General features: G+C 64.4%; 16 protein-coding genes, 1 pseudogene and 1 riboswitch. Of the genes and pseudogenes, 5 read left to right on the plus strand and 12 right to left on the minus strand.

Translation table 11 applies throughout. The annotated features are described in order from the left end of the window. Nucleotides 1-15: 15 nt before the first annotated feature. The 3 genes and pseudogenes from BT115_RS17440 to BT115_RS17450 all read right to left on the minus strand — a co-directional run. Nucleotides 16-597: a hypothetical protein gene (locus BT115_RS17440; protein ID WP_072323913.1), complete on the minus strand. Its 582-nt coding sequence runs from the start codon at nucleotides 595-597 to the stop codon at nucleotides 16-18. A 27-nt stretch (nucleotides 598-624) separates the two neighbouring features. Further along, complete coding sequence (btuB, locus tag BT115_RS17445) at nucleotides 625-2,496, minus strand: TonB-dependent vitamin B12 receptor (protein ID WP_255369463.1); 1,872 nt, start codon at nucleotides 2,494-2,496, stop codon at nucleotides 625-627. Nucleotides 2,497-2,614: 118 nt separating this feature from the next. Beyond that, a riboswitch (cobalamin riboswitch) is annotated at nucleotides 2,615-2,845 on the minus strand. Next, nucleotides 2,839-3,948 (minus strand): annotated as a pseudogene (locus BT115_RS17450) (acyltransferase); the annotation flags it as partial. It overlaps the preceding riboswitch by 7 nt. Before the next feature lie 140 nt (nucleotides 3,949-4,088). Between BT115_RS17450 and BT115_RS17455 the strand changes: the two are divergent. From BT115_RS17455 to BT115_RS17465, 3 genes are all read left to right on the plus strand, one after another. Beyond that, nucleotides 4,089-4,889, plus strand: coding sequence for an SAM-dependent methyltransferase (locus tag BT115_RS17455; RefSeq protein WP_177257443.1), 801 nt, complete (start codon nucleotides 4,089-4,091; stop codon nucleotides 4,887-4,889). A gap of 84 nt (nucleotides 4,890-4,973) precedes the next feature. Next, complete coding sequence (locus tag BT115_RS17460) at nucleotides 4,974-5,258, plus strand: hypothetical protein (protein ID WP_072323915.1); 285 nt, start codon at nucleotides 4,974-4,976, stop codon at nucleotides 5,256-5,258. 7 nt (nucleotides 5,259-5,265) lie between these two features. Continuing rightward, a complete protein-coding gene (locus tag BT115_RS17465) occupies nucleotides 5,266-7,107 on the plus strand; it encodes a diguanylate cyclase (protein WP_072323916.1) in 1,842 nt (613 codons plus the stop codon). Nucleotides 7,108-7,157: 50 nt separating this feature from the next. Here the strand turns inward: BT115_RS17465 and BT115_RS17470 are convergent, their stop codons facing one another. From BT115_RS17470 to BT115_RS17495, 6 genes are all read right to left on the minus strand, one after another. Then, a complete protein-coding gene (locus BT115_RS17470; RefSeq protein ID WP_083527554.1) occupies nucleotides 7,158-7,661 on the minus strand; it encodes a hypothetical protein in 504 nt (167 codons plus the stop codon). Nucleotides 7,662-7,817: 156 nt separating this feature from the next. After that, nucleotides 7,818-10,445 carry a magnesium-translocating P-type ATPase gene (gene mgtA, locus BT115_RS17475; protein WP_072323917.1) on the minus strand — a complete coding sequence of 876 codons (2,628 nt, stop codon included), beginning with the start codon at nucleotides 10,443-10,445 and terminating at the stop codon, nucleotides 7,818-7,820. Between the two features lie 154 nt (nucleotides 10,446-10,599). Then, a complete protein-coding gene (locus tag BT115_RS17480) occupies nucleotides 10,600-10,779 on the minus strand; it encodes a hypothetical protein (protein WP_072323918.1) in 180 nt (59 codons plus the stop codon). Nucleotides 10,780-11,066: 287 nt separating this feature from the next. Further along, a complete protein-coding gene (locus BT115_RS17485; RefSeq protein ID WP_143144621.1) occupies nucleotides 11,067-11,594 on the minus strand; it encodes a hypothetical protein in 528 nt (175 codons plus the stop codon). A gap of 318 nt (nucleotides 11,595-11,912) precedes the next feature. Next, nucleotides 11,913-12,473 carry an RHS repeat-associated core domain-containing protein gene (locus BT115_RS17490; RefSeq protein ID WP_255369464.1) on the minus strand — a complete coding sequence of 187 codons (561 nt, stop codon included), beginning with the start codon at nucleotides 12,471-12,473 and terminating at the stop codon, nucleotides 11,913-11,915. Between the two features lie 172 nt (nucleotides 12,474-12,645). Beyond that, entirely contained in the window at nucleotides 12,646-13,542 is an 897-nt protein-coding gene (locus BT115_RS17495; RefSeq protein ID WP_072323921.1) for a LysR substrate-binding domain-containing protein, read from the minus strand. 118 nt (nucleotides 13,543-13,660) lie between these two features. Here BT115_RS17495 and BT115_RS17500 point away from each other — a divergent pair, with 118 nt between their 5' ends. Then, the gene (locus BT115_RS17500; RefSeq protein WP_072323922.1) at nucleotides 13,661-13,846 is read left to right on the plus strand and encodes a hypothetical protein; all 186 of its coding nucleotides are present in this window, start codon (nucleotides 13,661-13,663) and stop codon (nucleotides 13,844-13,846) included. A gap of 64 nt (nucleotides 13,847-13,910) precedes the next feature. Continuing rightward, on the plus strand, nucleotides 13,911-14,858 hold the full coding sequence (locus tag BT115_RS17505) for an aldo/keto reductase (RefSeq protein ID WP_072323923.1): 948 nt from the start codon (nucleotides 13,911-13,913) through the stop codon (nucleotides 14,856-14,858). A 52-nt stretch (nucleotides 14,859-14,910) separates the two neighbouring features. Here BT115_RS17505 and BT115_RS17510 read toward each other — a convergent pair whose 3' ends face one another. The 3 genes from BT115_RS17510 to BT115_RS17520 form a co-directional block, all read right to left on the minus strand. Next, nucleotides 14,911-17,148, minus strand: a complete 2,238-nt coding sequence (locus tag BT115_RS17510; RefSeq protein WP_072323924.1) for an NADP-dependent isocitrate dehydrogenase — start codon at nucleotides 17,146-17,148, stop codon at nucleotides 14,911-14,913. A 317-nt stretch (nucleotides 17,149-17,465) separates the two neighbouring features. After that, nucleotides 17,466-20,585, minus strand: a complete 3,120-nt coding sequence (locus BT115_RS17515) for an efflux RND transporter permease subunit (protein ID WP_072323925.1) — start codon at nucleotides 20,583-20,585, stop codon at nucleotides 17,466-17,468. A gap of 132 nt (nucleotides 20,586-20,717) precedes the next feature. Continuing rightward, complete coding sequence (locus tag BT115_RS17520) at nucleotides 20,718-23,960, minus strand: efflux RND transporter permease subunit (protein ID WP_072323926.1); 3,243 nt, start codon at nucleotides 23,958-23,960, stop codon at nucleotides 20,718-20,720. Nucleotides 23,961-23,978: the final 18 nt, after the last annotated feature.

A 23,978-nucleotide genomic window follows, 5' to 3' on the forward strand; every position in this document is an offset into this window, starting at 1 on the left:
AGGGCGTGGTCTCGTTCATGCCTGCGCCGTACGCTGCCCACGCTGACCGGGCACGAAGCGGAACACGAGTGCCTGGATCACCTGCGCCACCAGCACGTAACCGGCTGCCGCACGCACGAACAACGGTGCCCACTGAACGAAACGCTGCACGTACTCCGTCATGTGCGGTGCGGCATAGCGCCCACCGAGCCAGTAGAAAGCACCGTTGGAAACCGCATAGGACAGCGTTGCACTCACCAGCAGCCCAGCGAACACCAGCGCGTGCGAGCGCAGCGAACCGTCGTAGCGAGGCGCCAGCAGGCGACCTGCGTACCAGAGCACCGCGTAGGCCAGCGGCATGAATGCATAGGCCACGGTAATGCAGAAGTCGCTGACGCCTGCATAGCTGACCGAATACCAGTCCACCAACACGGAGAGCACGACGAAGGCGACGAAGGCCAGGTGCTTGCGCAGATAGATGCCACCGAGAAAGAACAGCGCCATCGATGCGTCGGGCAAGTGCAACGCATCGCCGAAGTGATGGAAACGCGTGCCGATCATGACCACGGCGAACAGAGCGGCAACGGCCGCGAACATCGGGCGGGACAGCGGTTTCATGGTGGAACCTCGCAGTGGCATGGAGGATTACGAACGGGGTTGGTAGCGCAGCGTGAGCAGCCAGTTACGGCCAGGCTGGTTGAAGTAGCGGGCAGTCTCGTAATGGCGATCGAACACGTTGTTTGCGGACAGCTCGACCTTCCAGGCCGTCGCAAACGCATACGCCAGGCGAAGATCGGTGAGCGTGTAGCCGCCGAGCCGGTGCAGGTTGCTCGTGTCGTCGTAGCGATACCCGGAGGTGAACACGCTCGCCCCGACGCTCAGCGCACCGAACGAGCGATCGACGTCCACCCGTGCCGTGCGGCGCGCGCGACGCGGCAGAAGGTTGCCGTGATTCGCGTCGTCGCTATCGTCCTCGGGCTGCAACCACGTGGCATTGCCCGCGAGGCGCCAGTCGCCCAGCGTCGTGTCGCCAGCGAGTTCCACGCCACGGATGCGCGAGCGATCGACGTTGTTCGCACCACCGAAGGGGAACAGGGGGCCGGTAAGGCTCGCGTCGAACACGATGAGGTGATCGATGCGGTTCTGGAACGCGTTGATCGACCAATGCCCCCAGCCCGGCGTGCCGCGCAGGCCCAGTTCGACGTTGCGCGAGGTTTCGGGACGAAGATCGGGATTGCCGTAGTCGGGATAGTAGAGATCGTTGAACGTGGGGGCCTTGAATGCCGTGCCGTAGCTGCCGGTCACCTGCAAGGTGTTCGTCAGCGCGTAGCCGTATTGCAAACTGCCCGTGGTCTTGCCGCCGAACTGGCTGTTCTCGTCGCGGCGGAGGCTCGCCTGGATCGAGTTTGCGCCGAACTCCTGTTGCCACTGCGCGAACAAAGCGTGGTTGCGCCGCGCATCGACGAGATAGTCGGTGCTGCCAACGACGCGGTCCCGCTGCCAGTCGAAGCCCACCGTCGTAAGGCCCATGGCACCGCCGATGCGGCCGAGGTCGGCCTGGATCGAGGCGAGATCGCGATGCGTGTTGAAGGTATCGGCGTAGACACTATCCTTCTCGTCGGTGGAAAGGTCTTCGCTGCGCCCGAGGCTTGCCGTCAACAGCACGTCCTGCGCGGGCTTATAGCGCACACGGCTGCCGAGCACCTGCGTGGCCGACGCGGCGAAGTTGCTGCTGGTGCCGTCGTAATGATTGCGGCCTTCGTTGCGCGTGGCATTGGCGTCGGCGTCCCATTGTTCGTCGAAGCGCCAGCCGCCCTTGAGCGACAGCGCATTGTTACGATACCCGTCACGATCCGGCTCGTAGGTGAAGCAACCGCCACCGCCGGGACTGGGCCTGCCGCGGCATGCATTGATGCCATCGGTCTGGTCGTGATTGGCCTCGACTGCGTACCAGCCGTTGGCACCGCGACCGGCAAAGCCGACCGCGCCACGCAACGTGTTGTCGCTGCCCACGCCAATCGATGCCTGCGGCACGAAGCTGCCTTGCGGGTGACGGGTGAAGATCTGAATGACGCCACCGAGCGCATCGGAACCGTAGAGGCTGGAATAAGGACCGCGCACGATTTCGATCCGCTCGATCTGATCGACGGGAATGTCCTGAAAGGCAGCCGTGCCGGACGTGACCGAGCCCACCCGTACGCCGTCCACCAGCACGAGCACGTGATCGGCTTCGGTGCCGCGCATGAACACCGATGTGGCCTTGCCGGGACCGCCGTTGTTGGCAATCGAGACGCCGGGTGTGCCACGCAACAGATCGGCGAGCGAGCGCGGCTGGCGCTGCTCGATCTCCGCACGGTCGATGACGGTCGACGCAGCAAGCGTGAGTCCCTGATCGGTGCGGCTGGCGGTGACGACGACCTGGTCGAGGTCGGTGGAGGCCTCGTCGGCAACGGCGACTGCGGGCACGACGAAAGCTACCGCGATGGCAAGCGCGAGGCGGTGGAAACGAAACGACACGTGATGACTCCCTGCGAACCGCGCCAACCCGCGCGGCATGATGGCGGGGACAGGTGCAGGGATAGGTGGGGATTGCCGGCGGCAGAACTCGACGGCCACCCACGACATGGCCCTCCGCCTGTCCGGTGTACCACGAGGCCGGTCTCCGGGCTCACGAGCGCAGGCCATGCCTGCGGGGCGGCGCCTTCCCATGCCTCAAGGGCACAGTGGCTTCGATGCCGACCGTTTACTCGCCTACCGTTGCGGGGGCAGCTCCGGAATGGCGCGATGTGTCGAACCGCGCGTCACCGGATTCCCGTTTCAATCCGCGGCGCTGCCGCCTCGGATCACCTTGGGCGGCGACAGTGTAGCGGAACGTTTCGCGAAACGGTCACGCCAGCGCAGGAACGGGCGCTCTACCGCGTAGTGCAGCAAGGCGCCTCCGGCGAGTGTCGCTACGGCATAGATGGCGAAACGCAGGAAGCGATGGTCGGCCAGATGGCCGTCCAAAGCCGTCTGGACGAAGGTAAAGACAAGCTTGTGGCACAGGTAGAGGCTGTACGAGGTGCGTGCAAGCCACCCGGCGCCCGGCACCTCCAGGCGTGCCAGCGACGTACCGCCACTGGCCGCGGCCACAAGCAACGCCATGCCAAGGGCGAGTGCGGGATAGCCGACCACGCACGGCCAGAAGTCCATGCGCGCGCCGTCGAACAGAATGAGCATGGCACCGAGCACCAGCAGACCGCACGCAAGCAGCACCGTCGCATGCGCGCGAAGGCGCGCGATCATGGCGGGACGGAAGACGCCAGCCGCTGCGAGTGCTACGCCCGCCAGGAGCCCATCGAGACGCGACCATGTCGGGTAGTAGAGATAACGCAGGTAAGGCAGGCCGGCACCGTCGCCGTCACCCACCAGCGAGGGGGCCAGTTGGCTCGACCAGAGCCAGGCACGCAGGAGCATGCCACCCACCACAACGGCGAGACAGATCGCCACGAACGCGCCGACCGACGCACGCCGTGCGAGTGCCAGGGCAAGCAACGGAAACACGAGGTAGAAATGCTCTTCCACGCACAGGGACCACACGTGCGAGAAGGCGTAGTTGTCCGGGTTGTCGAACAGCAGGTTGAAGGTGAAGGTGGGGAACTGCCACAGCGGTTGCATGCCCGGCGTCTCGCGCCAGCCCGGCAAGGCCACATAGATGGCGAGGACGACAAAGAAGGCCGGCAGGATGCGTACGGCGCGACGCCGGTAGAAGTCGGCGAGATCCAGCGTGCCGGTGGCATGCAGCGAACGCAGTACCTGCGAGCCGATCAGGTAACCGCTGAGCACGAAGAAGAGATCGACGCCCATCCACCCGGAACGTTCGACTGTCGAAAAGCCATCACCCAGGCCGCCGACCAGATAGCTGTGGAATAGCATCACCCATACGATGGCGATGGCGCGCAAGGTATCGAGACCGGGCGTACGTTGCATGATCGAACCGGCTCCCCTGTGGACGGTCGGGCCATGCTGCGCTCATCCCCTGCGCCACCCGTGACCGAGGCATGGCGTTTTCCGGGCAGCATCGTGCGGCGGGCGCTACCATCGCGACTGGGAACCGAGGGGAGAACACCATGACGGCAACGACCGCCGGCACGCTGACATGCGTGGGCCTGGGCATGACGCTCGGGTCGCACCTGACGCCGATCGCACGCAGCCAGATCGCATCGGCCGATGTGGTCTTCGCCGGGGTATCCGATGGTGTCGTGGAGCAGTGGGTGCGCCGTCTACACCACGACGTTCGCAGTCTCCAGCCGTTCTACGCCGAGGCGAAGCCACGGCAGGCGACCTACCGGGACATGGTCGAGGCGATGCTGACCGAAGTGCGGGCCGGACGGCGTGTGTGCGGCGTGTTCTATGGTCATCCCGGCGTCTTCGCGCAGGCACCGCACGAGGCGGTGGCGCGAGCGCGCGCCGAGGGTTATGTGGCGCGGATGGAACCGGGCATCTCTTCCGAGGACTGCCTCTACGCGGACCTGGGCCTGGACCCCGGCCGAACGGGTTGCCAGCACTTCGAAGCCACCCAGTTCATGCTGTATCGGCGCTCGGTCGATACCTCCGCCTGGCTGGTGCTCTGGCAGGTCGGCATTGCCGGCGACCTGAGCGGCGGGCGCTTCGACACCGAGCCCCGGCGTCTCGCCGTGCTGGTCGAGGTCCTGAGTCGCCATTACCCGCCCACCCACGAGGTGGTGATCTACCGCGCCGCCACCCTGCCCTTCCAGACGCCGCGGATCGAACGCATGCCACTCGGCAGTGTGCAGGACACCTCACTCGGCATGCCGGATACGCTGGCGATCCCCCCCTGCACGCCGCTGGAACCCGACCTCGCCATACGCGCGCGTCTGGCCGAATTTGCAGCATCGGAAGCGCCTTAACGGACCGAGCCGTCGGGCGCGCTATGATCGGCGCGCGCATGGTCACCTGGGGAGGTGTTCCGGCGTCATCCAATAGGGGAAGACATGTCGAACGTAATCGATTTCCTGGCGCGCATGGGCGCCGAGGCCGACCTCCGCGACGCGGGGACCGAAGCACTGGCACGCGAACTTGCCGAGGCGAACGTCGACGGCGAACTCGCCGCCGCCATTCTCGCGGCTGACGGAGATACGCTGCGCGAACGCGTAGCGCCGGGCACCTACTACAGCATCCAGCTCGACCGAGAGAAGGAAGATCCGGAGCAGGACGAGAAGGAAGAAGCGCCGGACAACGACGGTGCGGAAAAGTCCGCGCTCGCACACAGCGCCTAAGCGTGACATGAGGTTCGCGGGCCACATCCGCCACCGGCTCTCGCTGTGTGCGGTGGCGTTGTTGCTGGCGTCGTACGCCAGCATGGCTGTGGCCCAGTTGAAGCCGGGCGAGGATGCGACGACCACCCTCGCCCAGGCGGATGCAACCAAGACCTCGGACCATCCGGCTTTTGTCATGACACTGGCACGGTTGAGCCAGGACGCAGCGTCGCTGACGGAAAAGCAACGGGAGCATCTGCACTATCTCGAGGCGTGGCAGGTGGCCTATGCCGGCGATTACGAGGCGGCCATTCCCTTGCTGGAATCCGTCGTCGGCAGTTCGTCGGACAAGACCCTGCGTTTCCGCGCCACGGCCACGCTGATCAACATCCTGGGCATCGGCCATCGCTATCAGGATGCGTTCTCGCGCCTCAGCGAACTGACGGACACACTGCCGGACGTAAGTGACCCACAGGCATTGCTGCAAGGGCTTGGCGAGGCGGCGCAGATGTTGACCACGGCCGGCCAGTACGACCTGGCCGCCGACTACGCCGAGCGAATGATCCAGAACACGCCTGCCAACGCGAGTGCGTGCAAGGGTACGTACATCAAGTTGCATGCGCTGTATCGTGGCAAGCGTATCGTCGGCAGCGATCCGCGCTACGTGCAGGGCGTCGCCGACTGCGAGGCGGCTGGCGAGAAGCTCATCGCCAACGCCTTGCGTACCGACGTGGCAGAGAGCGCGATCGCCGACGGCCGACCACAGGACGCGGTGTCGCTGCTGGAAAAGCACTACGCGTCGGTATTGCACGATCAATATCCAAGCCTGACGTCGCAGGTCGAGTCGCTACTCGCACGCGGACACTGGGAACTGGGCGAGGTGGACGCCGCAGAGAAGTACGCGCATGCGGCTGTCGACAGCGCGGTCCCGGGCGAGTACTCCGAGCCTCTCGCAAGTGCCCTGCATACGCTGTACCTCGTGGCGCGACGCCACGGCGATTTCCAGATGGCCACGCAGTGGCTCGAACGCTACATGCAGGTCGACAAGGGCTATCTGAACGACGTGACCGCGCGCGCCCTCGCCTACCAGGTGGTGAAGCAACAGGTGGCGTCCAGCCGCATGGAAGCCGACGCGCTGGACCGGCAGAACCAGATCCTGCACCTGCAGCGCGAAGTCGATCGGCGCGCCATGGAGACCAGTCGCCTGTATATCGCACTGCTGCTCACCGTTCTTGCCGCGATCGCGCTATGGCTGGTTCGCACCAAGCGCGCGCAGCTTCGATTCATGCGCATGGCCCGGCGCGACAGCCTCACCGGCATCTGCAACCGCCAGCACTTCGTCGATGAAGCCACGCAAGCCTTGCAGGCGGCGGGAAGAAACGGGACACCCTCGTGCCTCATCCTGTTCGACCTCGACCACTTCAAGCTCGTCAACGACACCTACGGGCATTCGGAAGGCGACTGGGTCCTGCTTCGCGTGGTGGCGGAATGCCGCGATCACCTGCTCCAGCACGACGTCTTCGGCCGTCTCGGCGGCGAAGAATTCGCAATCCTGCTGCCCTTCACCGATGAAGCGAGCGGTGCCAAGCGCGCCGAGATGATCCGTTCGGCCATCGCTGCACCCCCGGCAGGCGGCCCTTCGACAGCACGTGTCACGGCGAGCTTCGGCGTCGCCTGCACGTTGCGGCACGGCGCGGACCTGGACCGGCTGTTGATCGTGGCGGACGAAGCGCTTTATCGGGGCAAGGCCAACGGTCGCGATCGCGTCGTGATCGCCATGCCCGAGGAAACGCCCCAGGAACGACCGCAGGAAGCGGAACAGATCGATGCCGTGGACCATGCGACACCCGTCCGGATGGCGAGCCCCTGACCCCCGTGAAATGGGGGCTCCCGCGCAATGCGGAAGCCACCTTGCTCACATCACCACAGGCAGCCGAGCAGACCGTCGTAGACCGAGTGATTGGTCATGGGCAGCTTGTCGTTGAGCGGATCGCCGCCGGTCATGACCTCGTAGAACGCATCCACCGGCGTGTCCTTCGCCAGCAGCAGCTTGCACTTGAACAGCTTGGCCGTGGCCTGCACGGCGCCCGACTTCGGGTTCACGGAGGCATGGCTGCCGGCAAACACCCACAGGCACTGCTTCAGCGTGGCCTTGGTAGCATCCACCGAGCAGCTGAGCTGCAGCGGCGTCAGGTTGGAATAATCGCCTTCGCAGAAGGTGTCGCCGCAGAGGCGATCGAAGGCCATGTTGAGACGGTCTTCGGCCTCGCCGAACGACGCCGTGCCGGCGTCACGGGTCGGCCAGTCGAGGGCATCCACGAAGCGCACGGGCGCCGGGGCCGGATCGGTGGTGGTGGTCGGTTGTGCGAAAGCAGCGGCCGGGAGAACGAAAAGCGCAGCGGCCAAGGTGGATCGAAGCATCATGGTGACTCCGTGGTTGAGGAGCACCTATGAAACGCTCGTGGCCTCAGCGCGTATGTCCCGCGCTGCCCGTTCGGGCATGTGGCGATCGCGCCTGGAGAAGGGTAGGTACGGCAACGCGTCGTCGCCGTCCCTGCCCGAATGTCACATCTTCCCGCGTTACAGCCAGCGGCCGTAACGCCGGATGTAGATCGTCTTCACTACCTGGGTCAGGATGCAGTAGCTCACCAGCGTCAGCGCCAGCCAGGCGAAATAGATGCCCGGCAACGGCTGCATGCCGATGCGCGCACCCAGCGTGCTGAACGGAATGAGCATGCCCACCACCATGATCGCGCCCGTGAGCGCCAGCACCGGCGCCGACGCCATGCTGCGCAGGAACGGAATGCGCCGCGTGCGGATCATGTGCACCACGAGGGTCTGCGAGAGCAGGCCTTCGATGAACCAGCCCGACTGGAACAGCGACTGGTGCTCAGGGCCGTTGGCGCCGAACACGTGCCACATCAGCCAGAACGTGGTGATGTCGAACACCGAACTGACCGGGCCGATCCACACCATGAAGCGACCGATGTCGCCCGCGTCCCACTTGCGCGGCTGGCGCAGATATTCGTCGTCCATGCGGTCGAATGGAATCGAGAGCTGCGACAGATCGTAAAGCAGGTTCTGCACGAGGATCTGCAAGGGCAGCATCGGCAAGAACGGAAGGAACGCGCTCGCCACCAGCACGCTGAACACGTTGCCGAAGTTCGAGCTGGCCGTCATCTTGATGTACTTCATGATGTTGCCGAAGGTGACGCGGCCTTCGACCACACCTTCCTCAAGCACCATCAGGTTCTTTTCGAGCAGGATGATGTCGGCGGACTCTTTGGCAATGTCGGTGGCGGTGTCCACCGAAATGCCGACGTCGGCCTCGCGCAGCGCCGGGGCGTCGTTGATGCCGTCGCCCAGGAAGCCCACGGTGTGTCCGCGGCGCTGCAAGGCCTTCACCACGCGCGCCTTCTGCACGGGCGACATCTTCGCGAATACGGTGGTCCTCTCGACCATCGCGTCCAGCGCTTCGTCGTCGAGCTGTTCGATGTCGCGCCCCTGCGCCGAAGCGCTCACGTCGAGCCCGACCTCCGCACAGATCTTCCGTGTGACTGCCTCGTTGTCGCCGGTGATGACCTTCACCGCGACGCCATGGTGGTGCAGCGCGCGGATCGCCGTGGCAGCGGAATCCTTCGGCGGATCGAGGAAGGCAAGGCAACCCACGGCGGTGAGGCCCGCCTCGTCGGCGACGCCATAGGCACGCTCAGCCGACGGATCGCGGCGCATGGCCACGATCAGCACGCGCAGGCCGTCCTCGTTGAGCCGCCGCGTCATCGCGCGGATCTCGGCACGCTTCTCGTCGGTCATGTCCTCGATCACGTCGCCGGTGCGCGCCTGCGTGCAGATCGCGAGCATTTCCTCCACCGCGCCCTTGCATACCAGCAGTTGCTCGCCCTGTCCGTCGCTCACCACGACCGACATGCGCCGACGCTGGAAGTCGAACGGAATCTCGTCGACGATGCGGAAGCGTCGCGCGACAGGTTCGAGGTCGCGATGCTCCAGCACCGCCTTGTCCATGAGGTTGCGCAAGCCCGTCTGGAAACGGCTGTTGAGGTAGCCGAATTCGAGCGCTTCGTCGGAATCGCCGCCCGCCAGATCGACGTGCCGTTCCAGCACGATCTTGTCCAGGGTGAGCGTGCCCGTCTTGTCGGTGCAGAGCACGTCCATCGCCCCGAAGTTCTGGATCGCGTTGAGGCGCTTCACCACGACCTTGCGCTTCGACATGGCGATGGCGCCCTTGCCGAGGTTGGCCGTGACGATCAGCGGCAGCATCTCGGGGGTGAGACCGACCGCGACCGACAGCCCGAACATGAAGGCTTCGAGCCAGTCGTGCTTGTCGAAACCGTTGATGAAGAAAACAATCGGCACCATCACCGCCATGAAGCGGATCAACAGCCAGCTCACCGAGGCGATGCCGCGATCGAAGCTCGTCTGCACGCGTTCGCCGGACAGCGTGTGCGCGAGCGAGCCCAGGTAGGTGCGCGCGCCAGTGGCGAGCACCACGGCGGTGGCAGTGCCGGACACGACGTTGGTGCCCATGTAGCAGACCGTCGGAAGGTCCAGCGGGCCGCTGCTCGTATCGCCCATGGCCGAACCGCTGGGCGCCGCCTTCTCCACGGGGAGCGACTCACCCGTGAGAATCGCCTGGCTGATGAAGAGATCCTTCGCCGCCAGCAGACGCAGGTCCGCCGGCACCATGTCTCCCGCGCCGAGGTGAACGATGTCGCCCACCACCAGTTCCTCGACCGGCACCTCGATGCGCTCGGCGTGGCCGTCCTCTGCGCGGCGCGTGACGGTGGCCGTGTTGCGGACCATCGCCTTCAGCTTCTCCGCCGCGCGCGACGAACGGAATTCCTGGGTGAACGACAGCAGCACGCTGATGCCGACCATCACCGCGATGATCGTCGGTCCGGTGTAGTCGTCGGGCTCGGTCACCAGTTGCACGACGGACAACACGAGCAGCACGATGATGAAAGGGTTGCGGAACGCGTGCAGCAACTGGATCGACCAGTGCGGGGGCTTCTCGTGGCCGACTTCATTGATGCCGTCGCGGTCGAGACGCTCCGCGATAGCCGCCTCGTCGAGACCGTCGGGGCGGGAGTCCAGCGAGCGCAGGAGATCGGCCGCGGGCCGATAGGCTTCCGCAGTGATGTGGTTGAGGGTCTTGGCGGCCGTACCGGCCTGCGAGGTCTGGATCTTCATGGCCCGCTACCTTTCCGGACATCGTCCGGACGGGCGCGAGCGGCCTACGGCGGTCAGCCGACGGCAGGCGCGCCGACGCAGAGCCGACGTTCGGTGTCGCTATGGAGATGGACGGCGGACGGCGTAGGCCGCGCCGTAGTGTCTATGTCGCAGTTCATGACTGCGAAAGCTTGCCTTCCGCCGGTTTCATCGAGCTTTCGGTGGTGTCGAGCGAGCGCGGCACGGTGATCGTGCGCTTGGCCGGTACGGAGCCGGTAGCGCGACGACGGGCGAGAGCAAAGGCGAGACGGCGACCGAACATGCGCGGGCCGGTCTTTTCGAGCTGAAGGTTCATGGCTCAATCCTCGAATAACGGAAGCTCACGGCTTCCGACGAGGTGAGCCGGACTTTCCCTAGCGGAGGAAAGCGCCGGCCGACCGGGTGCGGTCGCCGCAGGCGTTGAGTTTTGCCAGCGCCGGGACCCGATGCGTGCGGGAGCCGGCGCGTCGACTAGGGTAGACGTCCATATGCCTGAATAAGCGAAGGAGGGTGCCGCCCCGCGAGACGTTGCGGAGTAGCCTGGGGATTGTCGCGCCGCAGCGTGACAGGGTCAAGGGGATTGAGGCCTTCAGGCGCTCTGTTTCAATCGGCGCGGCATGGCCTGAGCGCCTCGGCCAGGTCACGCCCCTGAACATACAGGCTGAAGGGCGGGTAACCCGGCGGGCTCTTGTAACAGTCGATGAGGATCGCTCCCGCGATATCCCGTGGATAGAAGACCACAGCCTCTTCGATCGCGTCAGCCGCGTCCACCATGCCAGTAATGCTGATCCGCCGGACGCGGCAGAGCCCTAGGTAATCGTTAGCCAGGAGCCCCACCAAACCGTCGAAGGATCCGAGGTTTTCTTCGATGCAGGCGGCGATGCGCAGGACTCGATCCTTGGACAGCGCCAGCTCGGTCCATTCGCTCGATGACTTGAGTTGGAGAGGCTCGATAGGCAGAGGCGGCTCCACGTCGATGTCGAAGTCGGCAAGTGTGACGCCATCCCCAATTGCCGGTGCAAGGGAAGCAACAATTCGGGGGCCATTTACTTCGCGCGCTCGCTTCGCCCTTTCGATACTGGCGAGCCTGGCTCGTCGCTTCCGAAGCTCGTCGATCTTGGTCTCGTTCATCGTAAGCTCAAAGGCTGGGATCGAAGTCCACACGGACCTTGGAATCATTGGTTATGCGGGGGCGCCCCGCTGGATCTGGGTCGCGCAAGGTATTGATCGTCCCAGCCTCGATTTGAGGCATGCCGGCGTGATCACCTTGAACATCCCGAGACACCTGCACTGACTTCAATTCGGTACCGCCACCTTCCTTTGGAACCTCGAATGTCTGCTGTCGTCCAACATTATTTCCACCTATGCTTCCGTTTGATTGGGACACGGGCTGTTGACTGGTAGGAATATTCGCCTGACGTTTCGCCTCACGAGAGGCTGCGCGTTGCGTCAGCCTCTCGTGAGGCGAACAACGGACCTAACAGTTGATACGCTTCTCGAAACGGGAAGCACATCGGCAACGGCCTCGATTTTTTCTACCGGGGTCATTGAAACTGGTTTATCGCCAATGCCTGGCGCGTTTGCATAATCACTCAGCGAGAAGAGCGCTACGCCTACATAAACGAGGCACACCGGACAACGCCCATCTGGATCGGTGAACGTGGTCGGATTGTTGTAGGCGTAGGCATAACGATTGACATGCCGCAAATCACGGCTCGTACTCACCGTCACGCTGTCGACTGAGAGGAATCTTCCTGTTTGCGGATCCAGATAGCGCTGCTGCATGTACACCAGGCCAGACTCCAGCTCATCTACGTGCCCCGTATAACCTGGACCGCTTCGCTGCATCCCTAAGCCTCTTTCACCATAAGGGCGATAGTCGGCCAAGGATGTGATATTGCCAGATGCGTCAGTCGTCGCTAGCACTGTTCCTTGCGGATCGACGTAGTAATACGAAACCGCCTTGTCAGACGCTTGAGCAGAATTCGTAGCTGCGATGAGATTAATCAAAAAAACACAAAATCAGCATCGATACGCGGATAGAACCCCTGTAGATACCCATCAATGGCCCCCTTTCCATCCATTGCGATACGTGACGTCACAAATATTAGCGAACGCGCTGAATTGATAGCTCATTGCACGTAGATCCGCAAATCGCGACATGCGCTTCGACGCGAGTCTTTCAATTACCCTCACCGAGGCCGCTTTCGTATTCCTTCGCCTCACCCAGCAGCCATTCGCGGAAGCGGGCCACGCCTTGGTGGGTTTCTGAACGCTTGGGATAGACGAGGTAATAGGCCTCGGTGACGCGCAGGCGCTCCTTGCATAGCACGGTGAGGGCGCCGCATTCGATCAGCGAGCGCGCCATCACCAGGCGACCGAGGGCGACGCCCATGCCTTCCAGGACGGCACGCTGGAGGTGTTCGGTGTTGTCGAATCGCGCGACGTAGCGCGAGGGCAAGGGCATGCCGAAGGCTTCCGCCCAGTCGTTCCAGCGGCCTGACGGGTCGCCCAGCAGGGGCCAGCCAGCCAGGGACGTGTCGGGCAAGCCGCCCATCCGCCGGACCAACGACGGGCTGGCGATGGGCACGATGTATTCGTCGAAGAGGCGTTCGGCCTTCGTGCGTGGCCAGGCGCCGAGACCATACCGAAACGCCACGTCCACGGTCGGCTCTCGGTCGAAATCGACCACCGAGACGGAGGAATGCAGGCTCAGCTCCAGCTCGGGGTGCTTGCCGACCAGGCGTGGCAGACGCGGCACCAGCCAGCTCGACGCCACCGAGGGCAGGACGCTCAGCGTCACCGTGTCGTGGTGACGCCCCTGGTAGCGACCCAGCGCGTGCTCGATGCCTTCGAAATGGTGGCCGATCGCTTCGAGCAGATTGGCGCCGTCGGCAGTCAGGGTCACCCCGCGGGGACCACGATCGAACAGTGATCGGCCAAGGCGTTCTTCCAGGTTGCGGACCTGATGACTCAGCGCACTGACGGTGAGGTTCAACTGTTCCGCCGCACGCGACAGCTTGCCGGTGCGCGCGACCAGAACGAAACCCTGAAGAAGACCGAGCGGGAGGCGGGACATGTGAATTGACCTCAAGGCCGGGTTGCAAACATATCGCTTTTTAGGGGCGTGAGGAACAGTCACCCTTTAACCCACCTGTAGTCGCAAGACATTGCGATCCATCATTCGGGAGGGTGTCATGGCATCGATCTTCACCGGCCTTGCCTTCATGCACGGCCATATCGCCGATCGCGAACTCGTGTTGCGCCTGGGAAGCGCAGAGAACCCTGCGCAGGGTGCCGGGGGGCCCGCGACGATCATCCGCCAGGAGGACCGCCAACGAGCCCTGCCGCCGATAGCGCAGCCGGCCTGCGCCGCCTGCTGATCGACACACTGCCTGAACTTTGCGTGCGTCATCATGGGGGTTTCCCGCCTCACGGAGATGACGCATGAAGCTTCGTCCACTTGGCCGCTCGCCCTTGCAGGTGGCCCCACTCGCCTTCGGCGGCAACGTGTTCGGATGGAGCGTCGATGAGCGGCGCTCGTTCGAATTGCTCGATGCCTTCGTCGACCATGGGTTCAACCTGATCGATACCGCCGACGTCTACGAGGCCTGGGTACCGGGCAACGAAGGCGGCGAATCGGAAACGATCATCGGCAAATGGCTCAAGGCCTCGGGCAAGCGCGACAGCGTCCTCATCGCCACCAAGGTCGGCAAGTGGGCGCGCTACCCCGGTCTGTCGCCCACCAACATCCGCGAAGCGGTGGACGATTCGCTGCGTCGCCTGCAGACCGATCGCATCGATCTCTACCAGTCGCACGAGGACGATCCGAAGGTACCGCTGGAAGAAACGCTGCGCGCGTTCGACGACCTGGTGCAGGCCGGCAAGGTGCGCGTCATCGGCGCGTCGAACTACGATGCCTCGCGATTGGAAGATGCACTGCACACCAGCCGTGACAAAGGCCTCGCCCGTTACGAATCGCTGCAGCCGGAATACAACCTGATGGACCGCGCGGGCTTCGAGAACGGTCTGCAACCGCTCTGCGAGCGCGAACATGTCAGCGTCATCAGTTATTACTCGCTCGCCAGCGGATTCCTGAGCGGCAAGTACCGCAGCGAAGCCGACCTGGACAAGAGCAAGGCGCGCGGTGGCCGGGTAAAGAGCTACCTCAACGAACGCGGTTATCGCGTGCTCGGGGCGCTCGACGAGGTCGCGCAGGCGCACGGCGCCACGCCGGCCCAAGTCGCACTAGCCTGGGTGATGGCACAGCCGGCGATTGCCGCTGCCATTGCGAGCGCGACGACGGTGGAACAATTGGGCGAGATCGCGAAGGCGGCGACGCTCGTGCTGACGGCGGACGACGTAACGAAACTCAAGGCCGCCAGCGACATCTGAGAACCGCACGCAGGTACACACGCGCCGCGTGTGTACCTGCGTGGGTTTGCGCTCAGTGCGCGGCGCGGAGCGTGTCGATCGCCGTGTTGAGTGTCGTGCTCGGGCGCATGGCGGCGCTGACACGGCGCATGTCCGGGTGGTAGTAACCGCCGATATCCACCGGCTTGCCCTGCGCGCCGATCAGTTCGGCGTTGATCGTCGCCTCGTTTTCAGCAAGGACCTTCGCCACATTGGCGAACTTCGCCTTCAGGTCGGCATCGTCGTTCTGTGCGGCCAATGCCTCGGCCCAGTACATGGCGAGGTAGAAGTGGCTGCCGCGGTTGTCGATCTCGCCAACCTTGCGGGCGGGCGACTTGTTGCTGTCGAGGAAGCGGCCGTTAGCCTGGTCGAGCGTCTTCGCCAGCACGCGAGCGTGTGCGTTGTCGTAGCGCTCGGCCAGATGCTCCAGCGACGCCGCCAATGCGAGGAATTCGCCGAGCGAATCCCAGCGCAGGTAGCCCTCTTCCACGAACTGCTGCACGTGCTTGGGCGCCGAACCGCCCGCACCCGTCTCGAACAAGCCGCCACCGGCCATCAATGGCACGATGGAAAGCATCTTCGCCGAGGTACCCAGTTCCATGATGGGGAACAGGTCGGTGAGGTAGTCGCGCAGCACATTGCCGGTCACGGAGATGGTGTCCTGCCCCTTGCGGATACGCTCCAGCGAGAACGTGGTGGCTTCCACCGGCGACAGCACGCGGATGTCGAGACCCGACGTGTCGTGATCCTTGAGGTAGCGCTCCACCTTGGCAATCACCTGCGCATCGTGCGCGCGGTTCCGGTCGAGCCAGAACACGGCCGGCGTGGCCGAGAGGCGCGCGCGCTGCACGGCGAGCTTCACCCAATCCTGGACCGGCGCATCCTTGGTCTGGCACATGCGCCAGATGTCGCCCTGCTCCACGGCGTGCTCGAACACCACGGCACCGTTGTCGGCCACCACGCGCACCGTGCCGTCCGCGGTCATCTGGAAGGTCTTGTCGTGCGAGCCGTATTCCTCGGCTTTCTGCGCCATGAGGCCGACGTTCGGCACGCTACCCATGGTGGCGGGATCGAACGCGCCGTGGGCAATGCAATCCTCGATCACGGCCTGGTACACGCCGGCATAGGAACGATCGGGGATCACGGCCTTGGCATCCTGCAGCTTGCCTTCGGCGTTCCACATGCCACCCGAGTCGCGGATCATGGCCGGCATCGACGCATCGACGATCACGTCGCTGGGCACGTGCAGGTTGGTGATGCCCTTGTCGGAGTTCACCATGGCGAGCGCGGGACGCTGCGCGTACTCGGCCTTGAGATCGGCCTCGATCTCGGCGCGCTTCGCGGCGTCGAGACGATCGAGGCGTGCGTACAGGTCGCCGATGCCGTTGTTGGCATCGAAACCGACCTGCTTGAGCGTATCGGCGTGCTTCGCGAGCACGTCCTTATAGAACTCGCGTACGGCGATGCCGAACATGATCGGGTCGGAGACCTTCATCATCGTGGCCTTGAGGTGCAGCGAGAACAGCACGCCCTTGGCCTTGGCATCGGCGATCTGCTCGGCGATAAACGCGGCAAGCGCCTTGCGGCTCATCACGGCGGCGTCGACGATCTCACCCGCCTTAACGGCGACCTTTTCCTTGAGCACCTTGGTCGCGCCATCCTTGCCGACGAACTCGATGCGCAGGCTGCCCGCGCTGTCGAGCGTGGCGGAACGCTCGCTGCCGTAGAAATCGCCATCCGCCATGTGCGCGACGTGCGACTTCGACTCGGGCGACCACTTGCCCATGCGATGCGGATGCTTGCGTGCGTAGTTCTTGACCGAGAGCGGCGCGCGTCGATCGGAATTGCCTTCGCGCAGCACCGGGTTCACGGCGCTGCCCATCGCCTTGCCATAGCGCGCGTTGGTGTCCTTCTCCTCATCCGTGGCGGGCACGTCTACGTAGTCGGGCAAGGCATAGCCCTGCGCCTGCAGTTCGCGGATAGCGGCCTTCATCTGCGGCACGGAGGCGCTGATGTTCGGCAGCTTGATGATGTTGGCTTCGGGCTTGGTCGCCAGTTCGCCGAGTTCGGCGAGGTCGTCACCGATCTTCTGCGCGTCGGTGAGGCGATCCGGGAACTGCGCCAGGATGCGACCCGCGAGCGAGATGTCACGCGTTTCGACGGACACCCCCGCGGTGCCTGCGAAGGCCTCGACAATCGGCAGGAACGAGGCAGTGGCGAGGAACGGCGCTTCGTCGGTGAGCGTGTAGATGATCTTGGGCGAGCTGGACATGTCGCGTGCCTCGTACGTGAGTTTGGCCTGTCGGGACGTCCGTGGTGCGATCCCCGGCGGGGCTCGTGTCGGACGGAAACCCTCCCATTGTGGCGCAGGGCAGCCGCTGGGAGCCAGCCTTGGGGCAGAGTGTGGGAGCCAGCTTGCTGTGGTGCGGCCAGCTTGCTGTGGTGAGAGCCAATCTCAGAGAGAGCCCTCCTTGGTGGGAGCCAGCCTGCTGGCGATGGGTGCTCGCGGCAAGCACCCATCGCCAGCAGGCTGGCTCCCACCTCAGTAGGCGCCGCCGCAGTAGGCTCCCACCTCAGTTGGCTGGTGGCTCAGGAGGCGCGGGCGAGCGCGCGGCGCTCCCGCCGCCGTGCCTTGCGGGTCTTCCAGCGCTCCGACAGGCAGGCGAAGATCACGTACAGCGCGGGCGTCGACAGCAGGGTGAGGCTCTGTGAGATCACCAGGCCGCCGATCATGGCGATACCCAGCGGCCGACGCAATTCGGAACCCTCGCCGAGACCGATCGCCAACGGCGTCGCGGCGAGGATCGCCACCATCGTCGTCATCATGATCGGCCGGAAGCGGACGAGACAGGCCTCGCGGATAGCCTCCTTGTACGACAGTCCGTGCTCGCGCTCCGCCACCAGGGCGAAGTCGATCATCATGATCGCGTTCTTCTTCACGATACCGATCAGCAACACCAGCGCAATCATGGCGATGACGGACAGCTCGGTATCGGTGATGACCAGCGCGGCGAGCGCGCCCACGCCGGCTGCCGGCAGCGTGGAAAGAATGGTCACCGGGTGGATCAGGCTCTCGTAGAGCATGCCCATCAGCAGGTACACGGTGACGATCGAGGCGAGGATCAGCAGCGGCATGTCGCTCTGAGACTGCTGGAAACGACGGAAGTCGCTGCCGGCTTCGAGGCGGATGTCGCCGGGCATGCGCATGCCGTCCTTGGTCTTCTGAATGATCTCCATCGCCTCACCCATGCTGACGCCCGGGGCGAGATTGAAGCTGACGCTCATGCTCGTGTACTGGTCCTCGTGCACGATCTGGGTCGGCGCCAACCCGGGCTCCTGTCGGGTCACGGCGGTGATGGGCACCATGGCGCCGGAACTGGAACGTATGTAGATCTGGTTCAGCGATTCCGGCGTCGCCGCCATCTGCGGCAACGCGTTCACGATGACGCGATACTGGTTGATGTCGGAATAGATCGTGGACACCGCGCGCTGGCCGAAGGCGTTGTAGAGCGCACCGTCGATATCGCCAATGGCAACGCCGAGACGCGCTGCGGTGTCGCGGTCGATCACGATGTTCTGGCGCAAGCCCGCGGCATCGATGTCGCTGCCGACGTCCTTCAACATCGGATTCTTCTTCAACGCATCGACCAGCTTGGGCAGCCAGGTCTGCAACTCGCCGCTGTCGTTGCCCTTCAGCGAGACCGAATACTGTCCGCCCTGCGTGTTGCCGCCACCGCCGCCGGTCGGCAAGTCCTGGATCGGGCGCAGACGCAGATTCAGGTCGGGATACTTATTCGCCTTGGCGGACAGTCGATCCAGCGCGACGAAGGTGCTGTCCTTGCGACCTTCCGCCATCGTCTTGAGTTCGATGTTGAAAAAGCCGCTCGATCCGGTACGGCTCGTGCCAAGGCGCGAACCCACCGCTTTCACGTCGGGATCGTCGAGCAGCATCTGCGTCAGTCGGGCCTGGCGCACCTTCATCTCACCGAACGACACCGTGGAACTGGAGGTGGCTCGCGCGCCGATCAGGCCGGTATCCTGCGGTGGGAAGAAGCCGCTCTTCACCATGCCTGCGAGTGCGATGGTGATGCCGACCAGGACCAAGGGCGTGAGCGCCATGAGCAAGGCGTGGCGCAAGGTCCAGTCGAGCGCACGGCGGTACATGCCCAGCATGCGTTCGTGCATCCGCTCCAGAGCGCGCCCGAGGCGCGACTCCGGTGTGTCGTCCTTGTGCGCCGTGAGGAAATGCGCGCACAGCGAAGGCGTCAACGTCAGCGAGACCAGCGCGGAAACGATGATCGCCGCCACCAGCGTGACGGTGAATTCCTTGAAGAACATGCCGAAGATGCCGGGCGCCAGCAGCAACGGAATGAACACCGCCACCAGCGAGCCGGTGATCGAGACGATGGTGAAGCCGATCTCGCGAGCGCCGAGCAAGGCCGCTTCGAATCGAGGCACACCCTCGTCCATGTGGCGGATGACGTTCTCGATGACGACGATGGCATCGTCGACCACGAAGCCGATCGCGATCACCAGTGCAAGCAGCGTCAGGTTATTGAGCGTATAGCCGAAGGCATACATGACCACGAACGCGCCGGCGAGTGACAGCGGAACGGCGAGGCCGGCGATCACGGTGGGTGCCAGGCGACGAAGGAACAGCGCCATCGTCATGATGACCATGGCGAGGCTGATCAACAGCGTCGCCTGCACTTCGTGCAACGAGGCACGAATGGTCGGCGTGCCGTCGAAGAACGAGTGCAGCGTCACACCCGCAGGCAGCCAGGTCTGCATGACCGGAATCTGCGCCTTCACCCGATCCACCGTCTCGATGACGTTGGCGTCGGACTTCTTGTAGACGTACATCAGGATGCCGGGGCGACCGTTGAACCAGGCCGCCTGGAAGGCATCCTGCTGGCCGTCGTACACCTTGGCGATGTCGGACAGGCGAATCGGCACGCCGTCCTTCACGCCGATGATGAGTTTGGCGAACTCCTCGGCCGTGTGCAGAGAGTCGGTCGCCGTCACCGCCATGGTCGTCTGCCCGTCGCTCAGGAAACCCTGCGGCGAGGTGACGTTGGCGGCGGTGAGCGCATTGCGCAACTGGTCGGGCGACAGCCCCATCGCGTTGAGCGCGCGCAGGTTCACGTCCACGCGGATGGCCGGCGTGGCGCTGCCGGCGATGTCCACCGTGGCAATGCCTTCCTGCTGGCGCAGGCGCTGGGCAAGGATGGAATCCGCGAGGTTGTAGAGCGCGGTGGGCGCGACGGTGTCCGACGTCAGCGCCAGCACGATCACCGGATCGTCGTTGGGATTGGCCTTGGTATACGACGGTGCATTGAGCAGGCCGGACGGCAGGTCAGGCTGCGCCGCATTGATGGCCGACTGCACGTCACGCGCCGCGGCGTCGATGTTCGTGCCGTTCTGGAAAAACAGCAGCACGAAGGTGCTGCCTTCCGAACTGTTCGAGCGCATGGACTCGACGCCCGGCACCTGACCGAGATGGCGTTCCAGCGGTGCGGCCACGGTGGAGGCCATGGTGCTGGCGTCCGCGCCCGACTGCTGCGCCTGTACGAAGATCGCCGGGAACTGAATGTTCGGCAGCGCCGACACGCCGAGCAACGCGTAGCAGATGATGCCAATCACGAACACGCCGATCGCCAACAGCGACGTACCGATGGGGCGACGGATGAACGGACCGGAGATATTCATGGTGCGCAGTGACTTAAGGTGAGCGCGGCAGCGCAGGGCATCCCATGCCTAACGCACCAGCCGGAAAAAGGTTTCGCCGGACGGTGAACCGTCCGGCGAAGAGAGGGATTGCTTGGATGCCTGGCTGCGCCATCAGCTCGCGACGTGGGGCTCGCCGCCGTGAGCCAGTGCGCGTCGTCGCTTGCGCTCGGCCAACCAGTCGGAGAAGCGTTCCATGTACAGGTAGATCACCGGCGTGGTGTACAGCGTGACCAGCTGCGAGAGCAGCAGACCACCGACAATCGACACCCCGAGCGGCTTGCGCAGCTCCGAGCCGATACCGTTGCCGAGTGCCAGCGGCAACGCACCGAGCAGCGCCGCCGCCGTGGTCATCATGATCGGGCGGAAACGCAGCAGGCAGGCACGGCGGATGGCGTCTGCCGCATTCATGCCGGTTCGCTTCGCCTCGATCGCGAAGTCGATCATCATGATCGCGTTCTTCTTCACGATACCGATCAGGAGCACGATACCGACGATGCCGTCGACGGACAGGCTCATGCCACACAGCAACAAGGCGAGCAGCGCGCCGACGCCTGCGGGCGGCAAGGTCGAGATGATCGTCAGCGGATGGATGTAGCTCTCGTAGAGCACGCCCAGCACGATGTAGATAACGATGATCGATGCCAGCAGCAGGAGCACTTCGTCGCCCACCGAGGACGAGAACTCGGCAGCCTTGCCGATGAACTGTCCGCGCACCTGCGGTGGGAAGTTCAGCTCTTTCTCCACTTCGTGGATGGCGTCCACGGCGGAGGACAGCGAATACCCCGGCGCCAGGTTGAACGAGACGGTGACGGCGGGCAGCTGCTGCAGATGGCTGACCACGAGCGGTGCGCTGGTGACCTGCGCACTGGCGAGCGCCGCGAGCGGAATGGTGCCACCCGCGCCAACCTGGAAGCCCACGTTGCCGGTATTGCCGATGCCTGCCGGCGTGGCCGAATTGCTGGATGCCAACTGACCGAAGCTGGTGGCATTCGAGCCGGTCAGCGCGCCGTTGCCGTTGCCGCGCACGGTCAGCTTGTTGAGCAGGTCCGTGCTGGTGCGGTACTCCGGCGAGACCTCCAGCACCACTCGGTACTGGTTCAACTGCGTAAAGATCGTGGAGATCTGCCGCTGCCCGTACGCGTCGTACAGTGTGTCGTCGATCGTCTGCACCGGTACACCGAGGCGGCTGGCGCTGTCGCGGTCGATGGTGAGCTTCAAGGCGTTGCCCTGGTCGGCGAGATTGTTGTCCACGTCAGCCAGTTCGGGCCGCTTGCGCAGCGCCGACGTCATCTGCTGCGCGTAGCCGGCCAACTCGGTCGAGTTCACGTCGGACAGCGAGTACTGGTACTCCGTCGCGGAGACCTGGCTGTCCAGCGTCACGTCCTGCACGGGTTTCAGATAGAGCGCCACGCCAGCGATCTGCGACGCCGCGCGTTGTAGGCGCGGCAGCACCTCGTCGAGACCGCCGCGTTCGCCGCGCTCCTTCAGCACCAGCGAGATCTGACCCTGATTGAGCGTCGGATTGACCGAGCCGGCACCGATGAACGCCGCGACGCCCGCAACAGCCGGATCCTTCGCCAACGCATCCGCCACGGCCTTCGTGCGCCGCTCCATCTGAGGGAAGGCAACGTTCTGGTCGGCCTGCACCACGGCCGTGATCAGACCGGTGTCCTGCTCGGGCAACAGGCCCTTGGGAATCACGATGTAGAGCACGACGGTCAGTGCCACGGTCAACGCCGCCACGATCATGGTCAGCGGGCGATGGGCAAGCACCCAGTCGAGGCTGCGGCCGTAGCCATCGACGATGCGCGACCACGCGTTGTGCTTGCCCGATGCCGCAGCGTGCTCGTGCGCGTCTTCGGCGTCCGGAAGCTGGTCCGCCTTGAGCAGGTAGGCGCACATCATCGGTGTGAGCGTCAGCGACACCAGCATGGAGATCGCCACCGCGATCGTCAGCACCCAGGCGAACTCGTGGAACAGGCGACCGGTGACGCCAGGCATCAACAACAGCGGCAGGAACACGGCAATCAGCGATACGGTCAGCGAGAGCACCGTGAAGCCGATTTCCTTCGCGCCGACTTCGGCCGCCGTCTTGGCGTCCTGACCCTGCTCGATGTAACGGACGATGTTCTCGATCATCACGATCGCATCGTCCACCACGAAGCCGGTCGCAACCGCGAGCGCCATGAGCGAGAGATTGTCCAGCGACATCCCGGCGAATGCCATCACGCCGAAGGTGCCCATCAGCGACAGCGGCACCGCTACCGACGGAATGATCGTTGCCCACAGGCGGCGCAGGAAGACGAAGATCACCGCCACCACGAGGCAGATGGTGAGGATGAGCGTGAACTGCACATCCTCCACCGAGGCGCGGATGGTGATGGTGCGATCGGAGAACACCTTGAGGTGCACGTCCGCGGGCAGCACCTTCTGCAGATCCGGGATCGTCTGGCGGATCTGCTGCACCGTCTGCACGATGTTCGCGCCGGGCTGACGACGGATGTCGAGCAGCACCGCGGGCTTGCCGTTGGCCCACGCGGCGAGCTGGTCGTTCTCCACGCCGTCGACCACGTTCGCCACGTCGGAGAGCCGTACCGGCGCGCCGTTCTTGTAGCTGATGATCGTGCTCTGGTAGTCGGCGGCATCCGCAAGCTGATCGTTCGTGCCGATGCTGTAGGACTGCGTCTTGCCGTTGAGCGTGCCCTTGGGCGCGTTGACGTTGGCCTGGGTGAGCGAGGCGCGCACGTCCTCCATCGTGAGGCCCAGATTCGCAAGCTGCGCCGGATTCACCTGGATGCGCACAGCCGGGCGTACGTTGCCGGCAATGGACACGAGACCCACGCCCTGCACCTGCGCGAGCTTCTGCGCAAGGATGGAGTCGGCGTAGTTGTTGACGTCACGCAGCGGACGCGAGTCCGAGGTGAGCATCAGCGTCATGATCGGGGCATCTGCCGGATTCACGCGGTTGTACACCGGCGGATACGGCAGATTGTTCGGCAGCGTGCCGCGGGCCTGGTTGATGGCCGCCTGCACGTCCTGGGCCGCGATGTCGATGTCGCGGTCCATGTTGAACTGCAGGATGATCGTCGACAGGCCTGCCGACGAGTCCGAGCTCATCATGTTGAGGCCGGAGATCTGACCGAAATTGCGTTCGAGTGGCGTGGTCACCAGCGCCGCCATGGTGCTCGCACTGGCGCCCGGATACTGGGTAGTGACGACCAGGCTCGGCGCGTCGATCTCCGGCAGCGCCGACACCGGCAACTGGCGGTAGCCGAGAATACCGAGCAACAGCACTGCCACCATCAACAGCGAGGTTGCGATCGGTCGGCGAATGAAGAGTGTCGAGAAACCCACGTTCTAGTCCTGGTGTCG

Origin of the sequence: Luteibacter sp. UNCMF366Tsu5.1, from assembly GCF_900119235.1 — a bacterium.
Lineage (GTDB): Bacteria > Pseudomonadota > Gammaproteobacteria > Xanthomonadales > Rhodanobacteraceae > Luteibacter > Luteibacter flocculans.

Coding starts and splice junctions, on each gene's coding strand:
- BT115_RS17440 (WP_072323913.1), bottom strand. CDS start 597: ATGAAACCGCTGTCCCGCCCGATGTTCGCGGCCGTTGCCGCTCTGTTC.
- BT115_RS17455 (WP_177257443.1), top strand. CDS start 4,089: ATGACGGCAACGACCGCCGGCACGCTGACATGCGTGGGCCTGGGCATG.
- BT115_RS17460 (WP_072323915.1), top strand. CDS start 4,974: ATGTCGAACGTAATCGATTTCCTGGCGCGCATGGGCGCCGAGGCCGAC.
- BT115_RS17465 (WP_072323916.1), top strand. CDS start 5,266: ATGAGGTTCGCGGGCCACATCCGCCACCGGCTCTCGCTGTGTGCGGTG.
- BT115_RS17470 (WP_083527554.1), bottom strand. CDS start 7,661: ATGATGCTTCGATCCACCTTGGCCGCTGCGCTTTTCGTTCTCCCGGCC.
- mgtA (WP_072323917.1), bottom strand. CDS start 10,445: ATGAAGATCCAGACCTCGCAGGCCGGTACGGCCGCCAAGACCCTCAAC.
- BT115_RS17480 (WP_072323918.1), bottom strand. CDS start 10,779: ATGAACCTTCAGCTCGAAAAGACCGGCCCGCGCATGTTCGGTCGCCGT.
- BT115_RS17485 (WP_143144621.1), bottom strand. CDS start 11,594: ATGAACGAGACCAAGATCGACGAGCTTCGGAAGCGACGAGCCAGGCTC.
- BT115_RS17495 (WP_072323921.1), bottom strand. CDS start 13,542: ATGTCCCGCCTCCCGCTCGGTCTTCTTCAGGGTTTCGTTCTGGTCGCG.
- BT115_RS17500 (WP_072323922.1), top strand. CDS start 13,661: ATGGCATCGATCTTCACCGGCCTTGCCTTCATGCACGGCCATATCGCC.
- BT115_RS17505 (WP_072323923.1), top strand. CDS start 13,911: ATGAAGCTTCGTCCACTTGGCCGCTCGCCCTTGCAGGTGGCCCCACTC.
- BT115_RS17510 (WP_072323924.1), bottom strand. CDS start 17,148: ATGTCCAGCTCGCCCAAGATCATCTACACGCTCACCGACGAAGCGCCG.
- BT115_RS17515 (WP_072323925.1), bottom strand. CDS start 20,585: ATGAATATCTCCGGTCCGTTCATCCGTCGCCCCATCGGTACGTCGCTG.